Raw genomic sequence first — 18,258 nt, 5'->3', positions numbered from 1 at the left:
CATGGGACGTTTCGACGGTCGCACCGCGATAGTCACCGGAGCAGCGCAGGGTATCGGAGAGGCATATGCCCGCGCTCTGGCTGCAGAGGGGGCCAACGTGGTCGTGGCGGACCTCAATCGCGAACTCGGTGAAGCTGTCGCCAAGCAGATCACGGCGGACGGTGGAAGTGCCGTGTTCAAGGACGTCGACGTCGCCGACGGGCAGTCGACTGCGGCACTTGCCGACTTCACGATCGAGCAGTTCGGTAGCATCGAGCATCTGGTGAACAACGCTGCCATCTACGGCGGAATGAAGATCGATTCCCTGTTGACGGTGGACTGGGACTACTACCGAAAGTTCATGAGCGTCAACATGGACGGCGCATTGCACGTGTGCCGGGCGGTCGTACCTCATATGCGCGCGAAGGGCGGTTCGATCGTCAACCAGTCCTCCACAGCAGCCTGGCTGTACTCGAATTACTACGGACTCGCGAAAGCCGGCGTCAACAGCCTGACACAACAACTCGCGACCGAACTCGGCTGGTCGAACATCCGGATCAACGCCATCGCTCCCGGTCCCATCGACACGGAGGCGACTCGAACCGTCACCCCCGGCAACATCGTCAAGGACATGGTGAAGCGAATCCCGTTGCAGCGCATGGGAACGCCGGAGGATCTCGTCGGCATGTGCCTGTTCCTTCTCTCCGACGACGCAGGCTGGGTGACCGGGCAGATCTTCAACGTCGACGGAGGCCAGGTGTACCGGTCATGACGGAATCGGCGCCGAAAGCCAGCGCTTCGAAAACCAGACTGGGATACATCGGCCTAGGCAACATGGGCGCGCCGATGGCGCAGCGCCTCCTGGACTGGCCGGGAGGACTGGTGGTGTGTGATGCCCGCGCAGAAGCGCTCGAACCGTTCACCACTGCGGGCGCGAGCGCGGCATCGACGCCCGCCGACGTTGCAGCGCAGGCGAGCATCATCTCCGTCACGGTGCTCGACGACGCGCAGGTACGCGAGGTTGTGTGCGGGCCGCACGGGATCCTGTCGACCGCACAGCCAGGCACTGTCGTCGCGATTCACTCCACTATCTCGGACACCACGGCGGTGGAACTCGCTGACATCTGTCAACAGCGTGGTGTTCTGCTGGTCGACGCGCCGATCAGTGGCGGTGCCGGCGGCGCAGCGCAGGGCAGGCTGGCAGTGATGATCGGCGGCTCCGACGCTGCGTTCGAAGCCGTCCGCGAGCCCTTCGGATCCTGGGCCGAGCTGGTGGTTCACGCCGGTGACGTCGGCGCGGGAACGCGAATGAAGCTCGCACGCAACCTTCTTCACTTCGTCTCGTTCACCGCCACGACCGAGGCCGCGCGACTCGCCGAAGCAGCAGGACTCGATCTCCGCACGCTCGGAAAGGTCGTCAGGCACACCGATGCGATCACTGGTGGCGCGGGCGCGATCATGCTCCGTGACACCACCGCACCGGTCTCGGAGGACGACCCGTGGTTCTCGATACTGCGGCATGTTCGCAATCTCGGGGAGAAGGACTTGGCCTTGGCCATCAACCTCGGTGATCGGCTGAATCTCGACCTGCCGCTCGCGCACCTTGCGCTCGCCGGACTCGGTGCCGGTCTGGGCGTCGGGAATGACAGCGAAGACAGGCCGGCCGAACCTTCAACGGCGTCTTCGGCATCTACTACTCGGGAGCACGCATGACCGACACCACTCACATGACCGATGCCGGTGGAACCGACGAAAGCCGCATCTCCGAGGCCCGCGCTCGTGGCGTCGCGAAGATGAACGAGGTGTACGGCTGGGAGCTTCCCGCCGACGTTCCCGGCGACTTCTTCGCGGTCACCGCCGACCACCTCTTTGCCGACATCTGGACGCGACCGGGACTGTCGGTGCGTGACCGACGACTACTCCTGATCGGTGCCATCACCGCCCAGGGGCAGAACGATGTGGCAAAGATCCAGATCAACGCTGCTCTCCACAACGAGGAGTTGACCGAGCAGCAGTTCGAAGAGGCCGCGATCTTCCTGTGCCACTACGTCGGCTGGCCACTGGCCACCGGACTCAACAATGCGCTGATCGCCGTGAAGGCCGACAGACGTAAAGCCGCGCGCGCCAAGGAGAAGGCCGCGGCCGATTCCGCGAAAACGGACACCGACTGACTTTCGGTCGAGATACTGCCATCAGGGCATCAATCACACCCACCGATTCCCCCACCAACCAACCAGAAGAACGAAGGATCCGAATTCATGGCCGAGGCCAGCTCAATCCGTCCGCAGTCCGCCGCAAGCATCGAGCAGTGGGACTTCGAGGCTGACGTCGTCGTCGCCGGCTACGGCATTGCCGGAGTGAGTGCTTCGATCGAGGCCGCGCGAGCGGGCGCCGACGTATTGGTGCTCGAGCGCACGAGCGGCTGGGGCGGCGCTGCGGCGCTGGCAGGTGGATTCATCTATCTGGGCGGCGGGACCCCGTTGCAGCAGGCACTCGGGTTCGAGGACTCCCCCGCCAACATGAAATCATTCATGATGGCCGCACTCGGGCCCGGCGCCGACGAGGAGAAGATCACCGACTACTGCGAAGGCAGCGTCGAGCACTACAACTGGCTCGTCGACAACGGTGTGCCGTTCAAGGAAAGTTTCTACGGCCAACCCGGCTGGGAAACACCCTTCGACGACGGACTCATGTATTCCGGCGGCGAGAACTCGGCACCGTTCAACACGATCGCGACACCGGCCCCTCGCGGGCACGTGCCGCAGATGAGCGGCAAGCGCACCGGGGAGAAGGGCGGTGGTTTCATGTTGATGAAGCCACTGATCGAGACGGCCGAAATCCTCGGCGTACGAGCAGAATACGACATGCGAGTCCAGCGCCTGGTCGTCGACGGAGATCGAGTAGTCGGCATCATCGCCAAGCAGTACGGCAAGGAAGTGGCAGTTCGAGCACGCACGGGTGTCGTATTGGCGACGGGAAGCTTCGCCTACAACGAAGCGATGATCCAGTCGTACGCCCCACGGCTGATCGGGCGCCCCGGTGCGGCTATCGAAGAGCACGACGGCAAGGCCATCCAGATGGCGCAGGCACTCGGCGCCGACCTCGCACACATGGACGCAACCGAGGTCGCATTCTTCGGCGACCCCCAGTTGATGATCCGCGGCATCCTGGTCAACGGACGCGGCCAGCGCTACGTCAACGAAGACACGTACCCGGGAAGAATCGGCCAGGAGACGCTGCTGCGCAACGAGAATCAGGCCTACCTGATCATCGACGAAGCTTCCTACGAAGAGGGCTGCGCCGCCGACAGTTCCACACCGTTCTTCAGATTCCAGCCCAAGTGGGTGGCCGAGACCGTCGAGGAACTCGAATCCGACATGGGCCTGCCGGAAGGCACCCTTCAGTCGACCGTCGAGGTCTACAACCGGCACGCCGCCCGTGGTGAAGACCCGGTACTCGGTAAGAAGAAGGAGTGGGTCAAGCCGATCGGCTCACCCGTCGCTGCGCTCGACCTTCGCAATTTCACCGCCGGATTCACGCTCGGCGGCCTGCGCACGTCGATCAACTCGGAGGTCATCCACGTCTCCGGCGAACCGATCCCGGGTTTGTTTGCCGCTGGACGCTGCACCGCCGGCGTCTGCGCCGGTGGATACGCCTCCGGAACGTCCCTCGGTGACGGCAGCTTCTACGGGCGACGCGCGGGAATCAGCGCTGCCAAGGGCTGAGCGTCTCTTATCAAATGTCAGCATCCTCAATGTCAGCATCCTCGCTGCGACGTTCGAGGAACAACGTGTCACGCCACCTGCCACCGAGTTGAGCGATACGCGAGCGAGTGCCGACGATTCGGAATCCGACGGCCTGATGCAAGGCGACACTCGCCCGGTTCTCCGGGAAGATCGACGACTGCACCGTCCAGATCTCACTGGCGTCGGCGGCTTGCACCTGTCGGCGAAGCAGCAGCTTGCCTACGCCGCGCCCGCGAGCACCGCTACCGATGTAGATGGAGTTCTCGGCGACCCCTCGGTAGCAATCACGCGAGGACACCGGGCTCAGGCTCGCCCAGCCTTCGACTCGGCCGTCGATCTCGGCGACCCATCGATGATCGGGCAACCATTGCGCGTCGAGCTTCTCGGCTGACGGCACCGACGTGGTGAACGTCGCGGTTCCGGTGTCGATTCCTTCTCGGTAGATCGAGCGCACGGCATCCCAGTCGCCGGATTCCATGCGGCGAAGCACCACATCGTCGGGAAGAACTCCCAGTGTGTCTTCGACCGGGCCACGCGCAGCCACAACGGCGGCCGCTGCCATCAGATCGGAGTATGCCGTTCCGGCAACACTGACAACCGAAGTGCCTTCACGCACCGAAGCCTCGACAAAACCGACCTCGATCAAGGCCTCGAGGTGAGCACTCAGCGCCGACGGCTCGAGTGATGCGGCGTGTGCAATCGTGTCGACGTCGATCGGACCGCCGGCAGCGAGTCGGAGCACTCGCAGCCGCGTCGGATCACCAAGGCACGCAAACCTGCGCGCAAGTACATCGGTGTCGAGGGGCGCGAGTGTTTCTGAACTCATAGGGCGACTATAACGCCGCTGACCTGCAGTTCGGTCGGCTAGGTGGGGCGAGCGGGCCCCGAAGTGAGAAACAACTCAGCCGCCGATCCTCGGGTTCACCGGCTAACGCGCACCGATCGACTCGGCAATCATCGACCACGAGTTGTGAAGATCGTCCTGCCAATAACCCCAGGAGTGAGTGCCAGTTGCCCGGAAATCATAGGTGGCCGGGATGCCCAGGGAGTCGAGCCGCTCGGCCAAACGCTGGGTGCACTGGTTCGTCCCGGCCTCGATGACTCCACCCACGATCACCTGGTTCGCCAGAACGCCGAGGTCGCCGTTGACCATCGGTCCCCCCAGATTCTCGTGTGGGCCGGGCAGGCCCGATCCATTGCTGATGTAGAGGTCGACCCCCCGCAATCTCTCGGCGTTGACCACAGGATCGTTGGCTACCCAGCCCGGACCGCCGGGAGGACCCCACATGTTGTCCACGTTGCCGCCGCGGAATCCGACCACGAATCTCACGTAGTCCTGACCGGGTTGAGTACTCGTCTCGGCGCACCCGCTGAAAGCACCGACGGCACGGTAAACGGATGGCGCCGCCTCGGCCAGGCTCAGAACCGAGGTACCTGCCATCGACAATCCGGCAACGGCATTCACACCCGTAGTCCCGAGCGTGGCATCGACGATCGGTGGCAACTCCTCGGTGAGGAACGTGGTCCACTTGTTCAGCCCGAGAACAGGATCGGGCTTCTCCCAGTCGGTGTAGTAGCTGTAGGCACCGCCGATCGGGTTGACGACGTTGACGTTCTTGTCGCCGAAGAAGTCGACGACGTCTGTGCGTGTCTGCCACGTCGCCGTGTCCTCGCCTCCGCCCGCGCCGTTGAGCAGGTAGAGAGTCGGCCGGGGCGCACTCGTGTCTGCCGGCCGAATCACCTCGAGTGGGATCACCTTGTCCATTGCAGCGGAGTAGACGTACATCGTCAGCTGACGGGCGTTGATTTCCTCGACGTGATCGAGAGCTGAACTGTCTGGAGGGGATGTTCGCGCCTGATCAGCCGAGGCAAGCGCCGCTTCACCGAACAATCCCGTCCATGCGACGAGGGCGACGACCAGTATCGCCCGAGTACGTCCGATCCTTCTCATTGCCGCTCCTCGTGCTCGATTGCGGTGCCCGGCAACAGCTCGGTGGCGCTCGCTTCACGGGCGTGCGGCTCGGTGGCTTCAAGTTGTCATGCCCGTTCGGAGTATCCGGAAAACATCGAGAGCACCCGAGCCATCTCCGGTCCGATGACCGCCATGGCCGGTGCCTCGATCATCTCGTTGTGTCCGCATCGCACCGGTACCTCCACGATCCGGCCTGTCACGAGCGGACGCCATTCCTGTGGCGACCTCTCCCGCGGAATCCTGTCGTCTTTTCCGTCAGCCGGGAAGATCAGCAGGTCTCCCTCGTAGATCTGGGGAACGAACTGGTGCGTGATTCTCTGCGAAGTCTCGTACCCTCTGGCAATCCGCTCGAGGTCCCGACCGTCGACTCCCGTCTCGGGCCCGAGCCTCCGGGCCAGCACGGCCGCCGCCTCGTCGAAGGTCAGATCTCGGTCGGTCTCGATCTCGAGGCCGAGTCCTCGCAGTAGGTCTCGGACGTCGAGTGCGGCTGACGCAGAGGCATCGCCGTTGTCGGGGTAGCTGTCCATCATCGTCAGTGTGGCAACTTCGCGGCCGGACGATTGCAGTTCGACGGCCATGGCGTGCGCGATGACTCCGCCGAGGGACCAACCGAGCAAGTCGTACGGCCCGTCCGGCGAAACGGCTTCCATCTCTTCGACGTAGCGATGCGCCAACTGTTCGATCGACTGATAGTCACCGTCGTCGCTGAGTGCGGGGAGCTGAAGTCCGTACACCGGTCGGTCCTCGGGCAGATACCGCACCAAGCCGGCGTACCCCCGTGACAGGCCGATACCAGGGTGCACACAGAACAGCGGTCTCCCACTTCCTTCTGTCCGCAGCGGAACAACCACGGCGAGAAGCTCTTCCATGCCGGCGTCCACTGTCGGCATGTCGAGGCGTCGAGCGATTCCAGCGGGTGTCGGGTCGAGGAACATCCACTGAAGCGGAATTCTGCGTTGGAAACGGGAGTGCAGTGCGCTGACGATTCGGGTGGCTACCAGGGAGGACCCGCCCAGGTCGAAGAAGCTGTCGGTAGTGCTCACCCGGCTGACACCCAGAACCTCGACAAACGAGTCGACCACGGCGCGCTCGGTGTCGGTGACCGGCTCGCGGAACTCGGCTGCAACCGAACTGAATTCGGGTTCCGGTAGAGCCTTTCGGTCGAGCTTGCCCACCGGTGTCATCGGAATCCGCTCGAGAAATACCACTGCCGACGGAACCATGTGCGAGGGAAGGCGGTCGGCTGCGTACGCCCGTATCTCGTCGCTGTTCGAGGCGTCGGCAGCTGACGTACGCACGTACGACACCAGGACCGTTTCACCCGACGGTCCCGTGTAGCCGACAGTTGCGGCGAAGTCCACCGACGGATGGCGTGAGAGAACTGCATCGATTTCCCCGAGTTCGATCCGAAAACCACGGACCTTGACCTGGAAGTCGCTGCGCCCGATGTATTCGAGTGTGTGATGCACTCCATCGCCGGAACCAACGATTTTGGCACTGTCACCGCCGGATTCACGCCAACGCACGACATCTCCGGTGCGGTACATCCGGCGCCCCGGCGACCCGTACAAGCAAGCGACAAATCGTTCCGACGTGAGCGACGCCCGATTATGGTACCCACGTGCCATACCTGGGCCGATGATGTACAACTCCCCCGGCACGCCCACCGGTACGGGCTGCAAACGCTCGTCCAGCACCAGGAAGCCGAAGCCCACTGCCGGCGAGCCGATGTTCACTCCCGCACCGGGTTTCATCGAATCGCTGACACTCGCCTGCACGGTGGTTTCAGTCGGGCCGTAGCCGTTGTGCAGCCTCCGACCCGGCGCCCATTGCGCGACGACCTCCGGCGGGCAGGCCTCGCCCACCAGATCGAGAACACGGAGCGCCTCGAAACCGTTGTCCCCCAACGCCGCCAGCGCGGTCGGTGTAATGGTGGCATGAGTGACCTGCTCGCGCCGGAAAACATCGGCCAATTCGGCGCCACCGTACACAGCAGGCGGAACGATCACGACTTGCGCCGAGGCGCTGAATGCCATCGTCAACTCGAAGATGGAAGCGTCGAAACTCGGCGATGCCAACTGTGAGACATGAGAGTCGTGAGTGACCTCGAACCTCTCACGAGTTTCGGCCGTGAAGCTCGCCAAACCTCGATGAGTAATGTTCACTCCCTTGGGTTTCCCCGTAGATCCCGAGGTGTAGATCAGGTAGGCCGGATGATCGAGGTTCAGTTCACCGGTTCGATCGTCATCGGTGATCGGTTCCGGCGACAGCGCGGCTACCCGCCGGGCGAATTGTGGGTCGTCGAGTTCCAGCCAGGGAACAACGTCGGGTAGGTGAGTTCGGCTGGACTGAACGGTCAAACCGAGCGAGGCTCGGCAATCGGCGAGCATGTATTCGACGCGCTCGCGCGGATAGGCCGGATCGACAGGCACAAAAGCCGCTCCGGCTTTGGTCACCGACCAGATCGCCACCACCGATTCGATCGAGCGAGGCATTCCCAGTGCCACGAAGGTCTCCGGGCCCACACCGCGACCGCACAACTCCCGGGCAACACGATTCGACCACTCGTCCAGGTCGCGATAACTGAGCTGCCGGTTCTCGAGCGACAGGGCCACCGAGTCCGGATCGATCGCCACGGCGTCCGCCAACAACTCAGGCCACAATTTCGGAGGTACTTCGGGGAGCCCATGCGCCGGCGTCAACTCGCGACGTTCAAGATCGCCGAGTAGATCGATGTCACCGATCGGTACCTGCGGATTCCGGGTCACGGCCTCGAGTACACGAACGAACATGTCGGCAAACCCGCTGACCGTACCGGGGTCGAAGAGATCGGTGGCAAAGTCGACGGCTCCGCTCATTCCTCCCGGTGCACCGCGATCGTCGTACTCTTCGGCGAGGAGGAATTCCAGGTCTACCTTCACTACCTCGAGTTCTGGGTCGATCCCGCGGACTTCCAGTCCCGCCAGCTTCAGAATCGGCCGATCGTTGTTCTGGAATTCCAGCGACACCGAGGAAATCGGTGCATAGGCGCTCGACCGTTTCGGCCCGACCGCGTCCACTACCCGCTCGAAGGGAACGTCGGAATGCGCGAACGCGGCGAGGTCGACTTCGCGGCAATGCGCAACCAACTCCCGGAACGATTGAGCCGGGTCGACCTGTGTGCGCAGTGCGAGCGTGCCGACGAACATGCCGACCAGATCATCGAGGGCACGATCTCCCCGGCCGGCGATCGGCGTTCCGATCACGATGTCGTCGGTGCTGCCCAAACGTGCCAGCAAGAGCGCGAGCGCTGCATGCACAGTCATGAATGCAGTGGACTCTTGCTGCCTCGACACGTCTCGGATACGGCGGTGAAGATCACTGCTGATCGAGAAGTGAATCCGCGAGCCGTGAAAACTCTGTTGTGTCGGCCGGTCTCGATCGAGGGGAAGTTCCAAGAGGTCGGGAGCGCCTGACAGTGCGCGTCGCCAGTAAGCCAACTGCTCGGTGATCACCGACCCAGGGTCGTCGCCGGAGCCCAGAATCTCCCGTTGCCAGAGCGCAAAGTCGGCGTACTGGACTGGAAGCGGCGTCCACTGGGGTTCCCTGCCGTACGCGTGGGCCTCGTATGCAATCATCACGTCTCGGGTCAGTGGAGACATCGAGAAGCCGTCAGCCGAGATGTGGTGCACCACTACGGCAAGTACGTGTTCGCGCTCATCGATGGTGAACAACGCTGCCCGCAGGGGAATTCGTGCGGCGACGTCGAAACCGGCCGAGACCATTCGGGCAAGCTCGTCACGGAGATGATGTTCGTCGGTCACCGATGTCTCGGCCAGTTGTGGCAGCGCGGCGCTTTCGGTGGGCACGATGTGCTGGACCGGTCCGTCGCCGTGGACCGGGAACATCGTTCGCAGCGATTCGTGGCGGGCGATGACATCGGACATCGCTGATCTCAAGGCCGGTTTGTCGAGTTCACCGCTCAACCGCACCACGAGCGGAATGTTGTATGCAGGAGAACTGGTGTCGAGTTGATTGACGAACCACATCCGCTGCTGAGCAAACGACAAGGGGATGTTGTCGGGTCGGGGGCGCGGTTCCAGTCGCTCCGACCGTTCGGCGACCGACTGGTCGATCACCGTAGCCAACTCGGCCACCGTCGGCGTCTCGAACAGGTCCCGCACGCCGACGGTAGCTCCGAGCACCGCCCGTAGCCTCGCCGCGACCGAAGTGGCGCTCAGAGAATTTCCACCGAGCTCGAAGAAACTGATGTCGGTACCGACTCGTTCGAGGCCGAGCACCTCGGCGAACACGTCCGACACTGCCTGTTGGACCGGGCCGACAGGGGGACGGAAATCCCCTGTGGTCGTCTCGATTTCGGGGCTGGGCAATGCCGAACGGTCAACTTTTCCGACAGTGGTCAATGGTATGTTCTCCAGCACCGTGAGAACGGCAGGCACCATGTGCGAAGGCAAGCGCCGGGCCACGGCGCGAATCAGGAGCCTGGTGTCCAGTCGACCCGCGGTGGGCACGACGTACGACACGAGTCGGGTGTCTCCGGTGGGGGCGGAATCGGCAACCGTAACGGCAAATCCGACGTTGGGCTCCGCCATCAGCACACTGTCGATCTCACCGAGTTCGACACGGAAGCCTCGAACCTTGACCTGGAAGTCGCTTCGCCCGACGTACTCGACACACATGTCCGCCGTCCATCGCACGATGTCGCCGGTGCGGTACATCCGCGTTCCTGGGTCGGCCGGATTGGCAACAAAGCGCTCTGCCGTCAACCCCGGCCTTCGGTGATATCCCCGCGCCACGCCTGGTCCGGCCAGATACAGCTCGCCGGGGACCCCGACGGGAACCGCTTGAAGTCGAGCGTCGAGCACCAGTTCGCTGACGCCACTGACAGGTCCACCGATCGTGATGCGCTCCCCGGCGGTCATCGGCGGACTGACGTTCGACATGATCGTTGCTTCGGTCGGTCCGTACGCGTTGTACAGGCGGCGGCCAGGTGCCCAGCGAGCAACGAGATCGGGTGGGCACGCCTCGCCCCCGAATACGACTTCCGAAAGTTGTTCCAGCCCAGCCGGGTCCACCGTTGCCAATGCCGCCGTGGTGATGAACGCGTGCGTGACGGCGTGCTCGGCCAGAAGCTGCGCCAGGTCCTCGCCCCCGTAGATCCCGGGTGGAGCGATAACCATCGTCGCCCCGGCACCGAAAGCCTGCAGATATTCGAAGAGCGACCCGTCGAAACTCGGAGTGGAGAAGTGCAGCGTGCGTGATTGTGGAGTTGCGCCGTAGCGTTCGACCTGGTCTCGGGCGAAGTTGTCGAGCCCTCGCTGTGTGACCACGACTCCCTTGGGGACGCCGGTCGACCCCGAGGTGTAGACCACGTAGGCAGCTGAATCCAACCCGATCGGACGGAGTCGGTCGTTGTCGGTCAGTGGGCTCCCCGAGAATTCCTCGCACTTCTTCGTGACATGCGGATCGTCGAGAATCAGCCACTCCGCGATATCGGGCAGTCGATCTCGGCCCGCGGTGGTGGTCAATCCGAAGCTGACCTTCGAATCGATCAGCATGTGATTGATCCGCTCGTCGGGATAGGCGGGATCGATCGGCACGAATGCAGCGCCCGTCTTGGCGACGGCAAGTATCGACACCACGGACGTGAGAGAACGTGGGACACCGACTGCTACGTAGTCCTCGGTCCCCAGTCCTCGCGAGACAAGCACGCGAGCAATGCGATTGGAGAGGATGTCCAGCTCGCCGTAGGTCAGGCTGCCGTCCGCCGATTCCACGGCGAGCGCGTTCGGATCACGCTGGGCTGCCGCGTCGAAGATCTCCGGGAAGACGCGCGACGACCCACCAGCCGTGCCACGGGCCGGCACCAATTCGGCACGTTCGGACGGGGCGAGCACCGACACCACAGCCAAGGGGCGATCCGGCTGGGCACACGCTTCGAGTACGCGATGCAGTCGTCCGGCGATCTCTTCGATGTCGGCGGCACCGAAAACCTCGGGTAGGTACTCGAATTTCAGGCGGAGTCTGGTGTCGACCGATGCCACCAGGCTGAGCGGGTAGTGAGCAGCGTCCTTGGCTTCGACATCGGCGATCCGGATCCCCGCAATATCGGTATCGGACGAAAGGCCCTGACGGTCAACGGGATACGATTCGAAGACAGTCAACGTGTCGAACCCGGTCTCCGGCCCCGTGGCTACTTGGATCTCGGAAAGCCCGAGATAGTGATGATCCGACAGCTCTGCTTGCTCGGCCTGGATCCGCGCGAGGAGTGTGCCGATACTTTCTCTCGGGCGCAGAGTGATTCGGACCGGAATTGTGTTGATGAAAAGCCCGATCATGGTTTCGATCCCAGTCAGCTCGGGGGGTCGACCCGACACCGTCGCTCCGAACACCACATCGTCTCTCCCGGTCAGTGCAGCGAGGACGATCCCCCACGATGCCTGAACAATTGTGTTGATCGTCAGCCCGAGTTCACGCGCCATCCCGCGAAGTGAGGTTGTGAACTCCTCGTCCAGATCGAACACCCACTCGGCCGCCATGGTGGAGAGTCGACGAGATCGAACCGCCGGAGCCAACAGCGTCGGTCCTTCGACTCCGCTCAGCGTCCTCGCCCATACAGCTCGAGAAGCTTGCTGATCGCGGCGGCTCATCCAGGTCAGATAGTCGCGATACGCGCGCGCGTGAGGCAAGGGCGGAACTTCACCGCCAGCGGCATAGAGCGTCGCCAACTCCCGGATCAGCAGTGGCATGGACCAGCCGTCCAGAAGGATGTGATGGTTGGTGAGCACCAGCGTGAACTTTTCGGGGGCGAGAGCAATCAGGGTGAATCTGATCAACGGCGCCTGCGCCATGTCGAACGGGCGCGCTCGGTCCTCCGCCAGTGCTCGATCAAGATCCTGATCTGTTGCACCAGTGAGGTCGATTTCCTGCCACGGCGCTGCCACGGCGCTTCGGACCACCTGGACGGCACGGCCGTCCGCGCCGTGAAGGAAGGCGGTACGCAGGTTCTCATGCCTGCGGAGCAGCGCGTCGGCGGCGCGACGCAGGCGCTCCGAATCGACTGCGCCGGCAAGATCGAGAGCCACTTGTACGAGGTATGCGTCGACCGATCGTTCGGCCAGTTCGGCATGGAACAACAACCCCGCCTGCAATGGAGAGAGCGACCAGACGTCGGTCAGGTCGGGGCACCGACTTTCGAGGTCGTCGACCGCGTCCTGTCGAAGATCGACCAGGTCGAAGTCCGAGGGTGTGAATCCGCCGCCGCCTGCCGCGTACTCTCCGAGCCCGGCCAATGCGTCGAGCCACCATTGCGCCAGGTGCCGAGCATCGTCCGCGCCCAGAATGTCCGGTGGGAACGTCCAGCTGGCAACGAGCTGCGGGCCGTCGTCGGTGTCACTGTTGTCGGTGTAGCTGTCGTCGACGGTCATCACGTTGACCTCGAGGACGCCGGCGAGTGGGAGATCGACGGCCGTAACCGTCCGCAAGTCCTCGTCGCGGATCGGTACCCATCCCGCTGTAGCGTCGGCCTCGGATCCACCGACGCGTCCGAGGTAGTTGAAACTGATCTGGGGCTCCGGAAGTTGCGAAAGTGTGTGTGCCGTTTCGCGGTTCAGATAGCGCAGCAACCCGAAGCCGATGCCGCGGTCCGGCACCGCCCGGAGTTGTTCCTTGACGGCCTTGGCAGCGACGCCCGCAGCCGGGCCGCCGGCGAAGGCGTCGCTCGGATCCACTCTGCTCAGATCGATCCGCACCGGGAAGATCGACGTGAACCATCCCACCGTGCGAGCAAGATCTGCCCCGGGAACCACCTGTTCCTCGCGTCCGTGCCCCTCGAGACTGATCAATGTCTCCGGATTGTCGATCCCGCGGTCCATGCGCCAGCGGACCATCGCAAGTGCCAAAGCCGTCAACAACCCGTCCTCGACGCTCCCGTGAATCGCCTGCGGCACTGTCGTCGACACGGCCTCGGTCAATGCCGTGGGAACTCGTACTTCGATGTCGGTGGTGGCCGAGGCGGTGTCCCTCTTCGTCAGGGCGCGCACACCCAGAGTCGGATCGGGACCCTCGAGCACCTCTCGCCAATAGTCGAGTTCAGCAACCCGATCCGGCTCGCGCGCGGCGTCGACGAGGCCACGTGCCCATCGACGCATCGAGGTCCCGACCGGAGCCAGTGACGGGTCGACGCCTGATTGCACCTGCGCACAAGCAAGTGCAAGATCGGGGATCAGGATTCGCCAGGAAACACCGTCCGTCACCAGATGGTGCGCTACCAGTAGCAACCGTTTCTGGCGCTGTCCTTCCTTTTGAATCTGTCCGTCGGTGTCGAGCAGGACTGCCTGCACCATCACACCTGTCTCCGGGTCGAGCCGCCCCAGAGCTGCGTCGAGTTCTGCCGGGACCGTCTCCGCGGCAGCACCCTCTAGGCTCGCGTGGCGTACGACGGTCTCCGCCCGCACCGTACCTGCTGGCGCAACGTCCATCCGCCGAGCGGATTCAGGATGCAGCGTCGCCCGGATGCCCGCGCGGAGGATGTCGTGGTGGTCCAGCACGGCCTGCATCGCCTGTGTCAGCGTGACCTCGTCGAGCGTGGCAGGAACCGCGAGGAGAACAGATTGTGAGTACCGCCGAAAATCTCCGCCGCGATCGAGCATCCATTCCGCGATCGGTGTCAACTCGATCTCCCCGACGCCGCCACCGGGCAACTCGTCGAGAACAGCGTGACCGCCAGACGTACCGGCCGTCTCGGACAGCGCCGCAACGGTTTTGCGTTCGAATACCTCGCGCGGTGAGATCAAAACTCCGGCAGACTTGGCTCGCGTCACCAACTGGATGGACATGATCGAGTCACCGCCGAGAGTGAAGAACGAATCGTCGACCCCCACCTCGTCGAGTCCCAGAACCTCGGCGAACAGGCCCGCAAGGATGCTTTCCGTCTCGGAGGCGGGGCCACGACTCACGGTTGTCTGTAGCCCGAAGTCAGGTTCAGGCAACGCTTTCCGGTCGAGTTTGCCGTTCACCGTCAGCGGCAACGCCTCGAGAACCGTCACGACAGCGGGGACCATGTGTGCCGCCAACCTCTGTGAGAGATACTCGAGCAACGCCGCCGGAGAGACAGTGGCAACGGCCTCCGGCACCACGTAGCCCACCAACCGGTCTCTGCGGGCCACGACCGCCGCCTGAGACACGCCCACTCCGGAGAGCAGCGCAGCCTCCACCTCGCCGAGTTCGATTCGGTACCCCTTTACCTGCACCTGCAGATCGTTTCGTCCGAGGTACTCCAGCTGCCCGCTGTCGTTCCAGCGCCCCAGGTCACCGGATCGATACATACGCGCCCCGCTGACGGTGAGGTCGGGAATGAACCGCGCGGAGGTCAGACCGAACCGGCCGAGGTATCCGCGTGACACCTGATCGCCGCAGACATACAGTTCACCCACCACACCGGGCGGCACCGGGTGCAACCGCTGATCCAACACATACACACGCAATCCGGGCAACGCCCGACCGATCACCGAGGCCGATCCGTCACGCGCCAGCTCACGATCGAGCGGTAGGTGGCTGACGTGCACCGTGGTCTCCGTGATGCCGTACATGTTGACCAGATCTGGTGACGAAGTCCCGCGGCGGGCGTACCAGCGCGTCAACTGCCCGAAGTCGAGGGCTTCTCCACCGAAGATCACGTAGCGCAATGACAGGGACGCACCCCCGGTACGCCGGTCGGCTTCCGCCAATTGATAGAAGGCAGTGGGAGTTTGATTGAGCACCGTGACACGTTCGTGCCGCAGCAATTCGAGGAATGCCTCTGGTGAACGGGCCGTGAAGTAGTCGACCAGTACCAGCCGGCCACCGTGTGCGAGTGCGCCCCACATTTCCCAGACCGAGAAGTCGAATGCCTCGGAATGGAACATCGTCCACACATCGCCGCTGCCGCAGCCGAAGAGCGCTCCGGTGTTTGCCAGCAACGTCACGACACTGCGGTGGGAAACCTGCACTCCCTTCGGACGCCCAGTAGACCCCGAGGTGTAAATCACGTAGGCCACCGAATCGGGTCGGAGCGGTAGCAGTCGGTCTTGGTCGGTCACCGGAAACGGAGAACTCCTACGCAGCGCTTCGAGAATCGCCGGGTCGTCCACGGAAATCACTGGAATCTCGTTGTCTGCGATTGCGTCACTGTCTCGTATGTCGTCGCCGTCGGCCCCAGTGGTCAGCACACACTTCGGCGCGGAGTCACGCAGCACGAAGTCCACCCGGTCGACCGGAGAAGTCAGGTCCACCGGTAGGTAGCCGCCACCCGCCTTCACCACCGCCAGCAATGCCACCACCAGGTCGATCGAGCGGGTCATCGCGACTGCCACCAGGGTTTCCGGCACCACACCCTGAGCCACCAACAGTCGAGCGAGGCGGTTTGCTCGCTCGTCGAGTTCGCGGTAGGTGACGGACAATCCGTCGCAGCGCACCGCCACGGCATCACCGGACGTCAGCACCGCACGATCGAAGAGATCCGACAGCGAACCCTCGTGGGTTCCGACGCCCGAGACCGAGGCCGAGCCTGAGGCCGAGGCCGATGGCGCAACCAGCATCTCGCTGTATTCGCCGGCCAGAAGTATGTCGATGTCGCCGACGACTGCCGACGGATCCTCGATCACGGCGCCGATCACTCTCTCGAAGCGCTCCGCGATGCGCGTCACCGATACTCGATCGAAAATATCTGTTGCATAACGGAAACCGGCGCTGATACCGGCCGGCCCACCGTGCTCGTCGACGTGTTCCATCACACTCAGTTGTAGATCGAATTTCGCAACCGCGAGATCGATGTCGAGCGAGCGAGCCGTCAGTTCCGGCAATTCGAAGCGCAGTCCCGTATCGGTCTGGAATTCGAGGAGTACTTGAAAGAGGGGTGAATGCGCGGTGGAACGGTCGGGCGAGAGGTGATCCACCAACCTCTCGAAGGGAATGTCTGCATGGTCGAGTGCACCGAGATCCGTTGACCGCACCGCGGCCAACACCTCGGCAAAGGTTGCTCCGGATTCGACGGGTGTGCGAAGCACGAGCGTATTGACGAACATCCCGACCACATCGTCGAACACCGAAGCACCGCGCCCTGCGACCGGAGTGCCGATCACTACGTCGTCCGACGCCGAAAGCCGTGCCAGCAACACCGCGAGCGCCGCATGCATCACCATGAACAGGGACGCACCATTCTGGTGTGCGAGGTCGGTCAAAACTCGATGGATCTCGGGTGAGAAGTCCATCGAAACCACCGCGCCCTCGGTAGACCGTTTCGGCGTTCGTGGTCGATCGAGAGGGAGCGGCAAGACTTCTGGAATATCCGACAGCTTCGCTGTCCAGTAATCGAATTCATCCGACGTCGACGTTCCCGGACCAACTTCTGCGTCGAGGATCTCCCGCTGCCACAGGCTGTAGTCGGCATACTGGATGGGCAGTGGCTCCCAGTCCGGATTCTGCTCCTGAGCACGGGATGTATAGGCGCGCATCAGGTCACGTGCCAGTGGCGCCATCGAGAAACCGTCCGCGGCGATGTGGTGGACGACGATCGCAAGAACATGCTGCTCCGGCCCGATTCGGAGTAACCTCACGTGCAGCGGGAACTCTTCGGCCACATCGAATCCGACGTCGAAGAACGCGTGCAAATCCGTAAAAAGCCGCTCACCGGAAATCGGGACGGGGTGGATTCGAGGAGCAGCGAGCGCTGGTTCGGCGATCACCTGGTGAGGCCCGTTCGCGGACGTCGGGAAGATCGTTCGAAGGGTTTCGTGCCGTTCCACCACATCACCCAGTGCGGCTTGGAGCGCACCCGAATCCAGGAAGCCGTCCAGTTGTAGTGCGACGGGGATGTTGTAAAGCGGAGACGAGGTGTCGAACTGGTTGACGAACCACATGCGCGCCTGTGAGAGCGATAGCGGAATATGTTCTGGCCGGGTCTTACCCGCGATTTCTGAAATCCTCGAACCTTCCGGCCCCGAACCTTCCGGCCCCGAACCTCGCAGCACAGCTTGTAGCTGATCGATCGATGCCGCCAGATCAGCGACCACGGGAGTGTCGAACAGGGCCTTCACACCGACATTCGTGCTCGATTCGGATCTGATGCGCGCTGCGACGCGAGTGGCGCTGAGCGAGTCTCCACCCAATTCGAAGAAATTGTCGTCGGCGCCCACCTGGTCGAGATCGAGCACCTCGGCGATGGCTCGAGCGACCATAACTTCGGCTCGTGTGCTCGGCGTCCGATAGTCCGCGGCTGTAAAAGTAGTGTCCGGGAGGGCTTTACGGTCCAACTTCCCATGCACCGTCACCGGAAACTCCCCCAACACCACCACCACCGACGGCACCATGAACCCCGGAAGAGACCTCCGCACCCCCTCCAACACCACCACCTCATCGACCACCACACCCACCTCACCCACCACAAACCCCACCAAAAAATCCCCACCCACACCCGACCGCAACACCACCACCGCACCAGCCACCGCCACCTGAGCAGCCAACACCGCCTCCACCTCACCCAACTCCACCCGCTGCCCCCGCACCTTCACCTGAAAATCCGTG

At 63.2% G+C, this 18,258-nt stretch carries 7 protein-coding genes; 4 read left to right on the top strand and 3 right to left on the bottom strand.

From position 1 onward, the window contains the following. The first annotated feature begins 1 nt into the window (after nucleotide 1). From R4P70_RS26940 to R4P70_RS26925, 4 genes are all read left to right on the top strand, one after another. Nucleotides 2–751 (top strand): SDR family oxidoreductase, encoded by a 750-nt coding sequence (locus R4P70_RS26940; protein WP_317832667.1) that lies wholly within the window; start codon nucleotides 2–4, stop codon nucleotides 749–751. After that, nucleotides 748–1,692 (top strand): NAD(P)-dependent oxidoreductase, encoded by a 945-nt coding sequence (locus R4P70_RS26935; RefSeq protein ID WP_317832665.1) that lies wholly within the window; start codon nucleotides 748–750, stop codon nucleotides 1,690–1,692. Before R4P70_RS26940 ends, R4P70_RS26935 begins: the two co-directional genes overlap by 4 nt. Beyond that, nucleotides 1,689–2,150 (top strand): carboxymuconolactone decarboxylase family protein, encoded by a 462-nt coding sequence (locus R4P70_RS26930; protein ID WP_003944075.1) that lies wholly within the window; start codon nucleotides 1,689–1,691, stop codon nucleotides 2,148–2,150. Before R4P70_RS26935 ends, R4P70_RS26930 begins: the two co-directional genes overlap by 4 nt. Before the next feature lie 87 nt (nucleotides 2,151–2,237). Further along, nucleotides 2,238–3,704 (top strand): FAD-dependent oxidoreductase, encoded by a 1,467-nt coding sequence (locus tag R4P70_RS26925; RefSeq protein ID WP_069147166.1) that lies wholly within the window; start codon nucleotides 2,238–2,240, stop codon nucleotides 3,702–3,704. A gap of 10 nt (nucleotides 3,705–3,714) precedes the next feature. Here the strand turns inward: R4P70_RS26925 and R4P70_RS26920 are convergent, their stop codons facing one another. The 3 genes from R4P70_RS26920 to R4P70_RS26910 all read right to left on the bottom strand — a co-directional run. Continuing rightward, nucleotides 3,715–4,551 (bottom strand): helix-turn-helix domain-containing GNAT family N-acetyltransferase, encoded by an 837-nt coding sequence (locus R4P70_RS26920; protein WP_019748689.1) that lies wholly within the window; start codon nucleotides 4,549–4,551, stop codon nucleotides 3,715–3,717. Nucleotides 4,552–4,653: 102 nt separating this feature from the next. After that, nucleotides 4,654–5,676, bottom strand: coding sequence for an alpha/beta hydrolase (locus R4P70_RS26915; protein ID WP_046378652.1), 1,023 nt, complete (start codon nucleotides 5,674–5,676; stop codon nucleotides 4,654–4,656). A gap of 86 nt (nucleotides 5,677–5,762) precedes the next feature. Beyond that, nucleotides 5,763–18,258, bottom strand: a 12,496-nt coding sequence (locus tag R4P70_RS26910; RefSeq protein ID WP_317832662.1) for a non-ribosomal peptide synthetase, incomplete at its 5' end; no start/stop codon positions are given.

The organism is Rhodococcus sp. IEGM 1241, from assembly GCF_033142365.1.
GTDB classification, from domain to species: Bacteria; Actinomycetota; Actinomycetes; order Mycobacteriales; family Mycobacteriaceae; genus Rhodococcus_F; species Rhodococcus_F erythropolis.
Note: the sequence above shows the minus strand (reverse complement) of the source record. Positions and strands in the feature narration are given on the sequence as shown.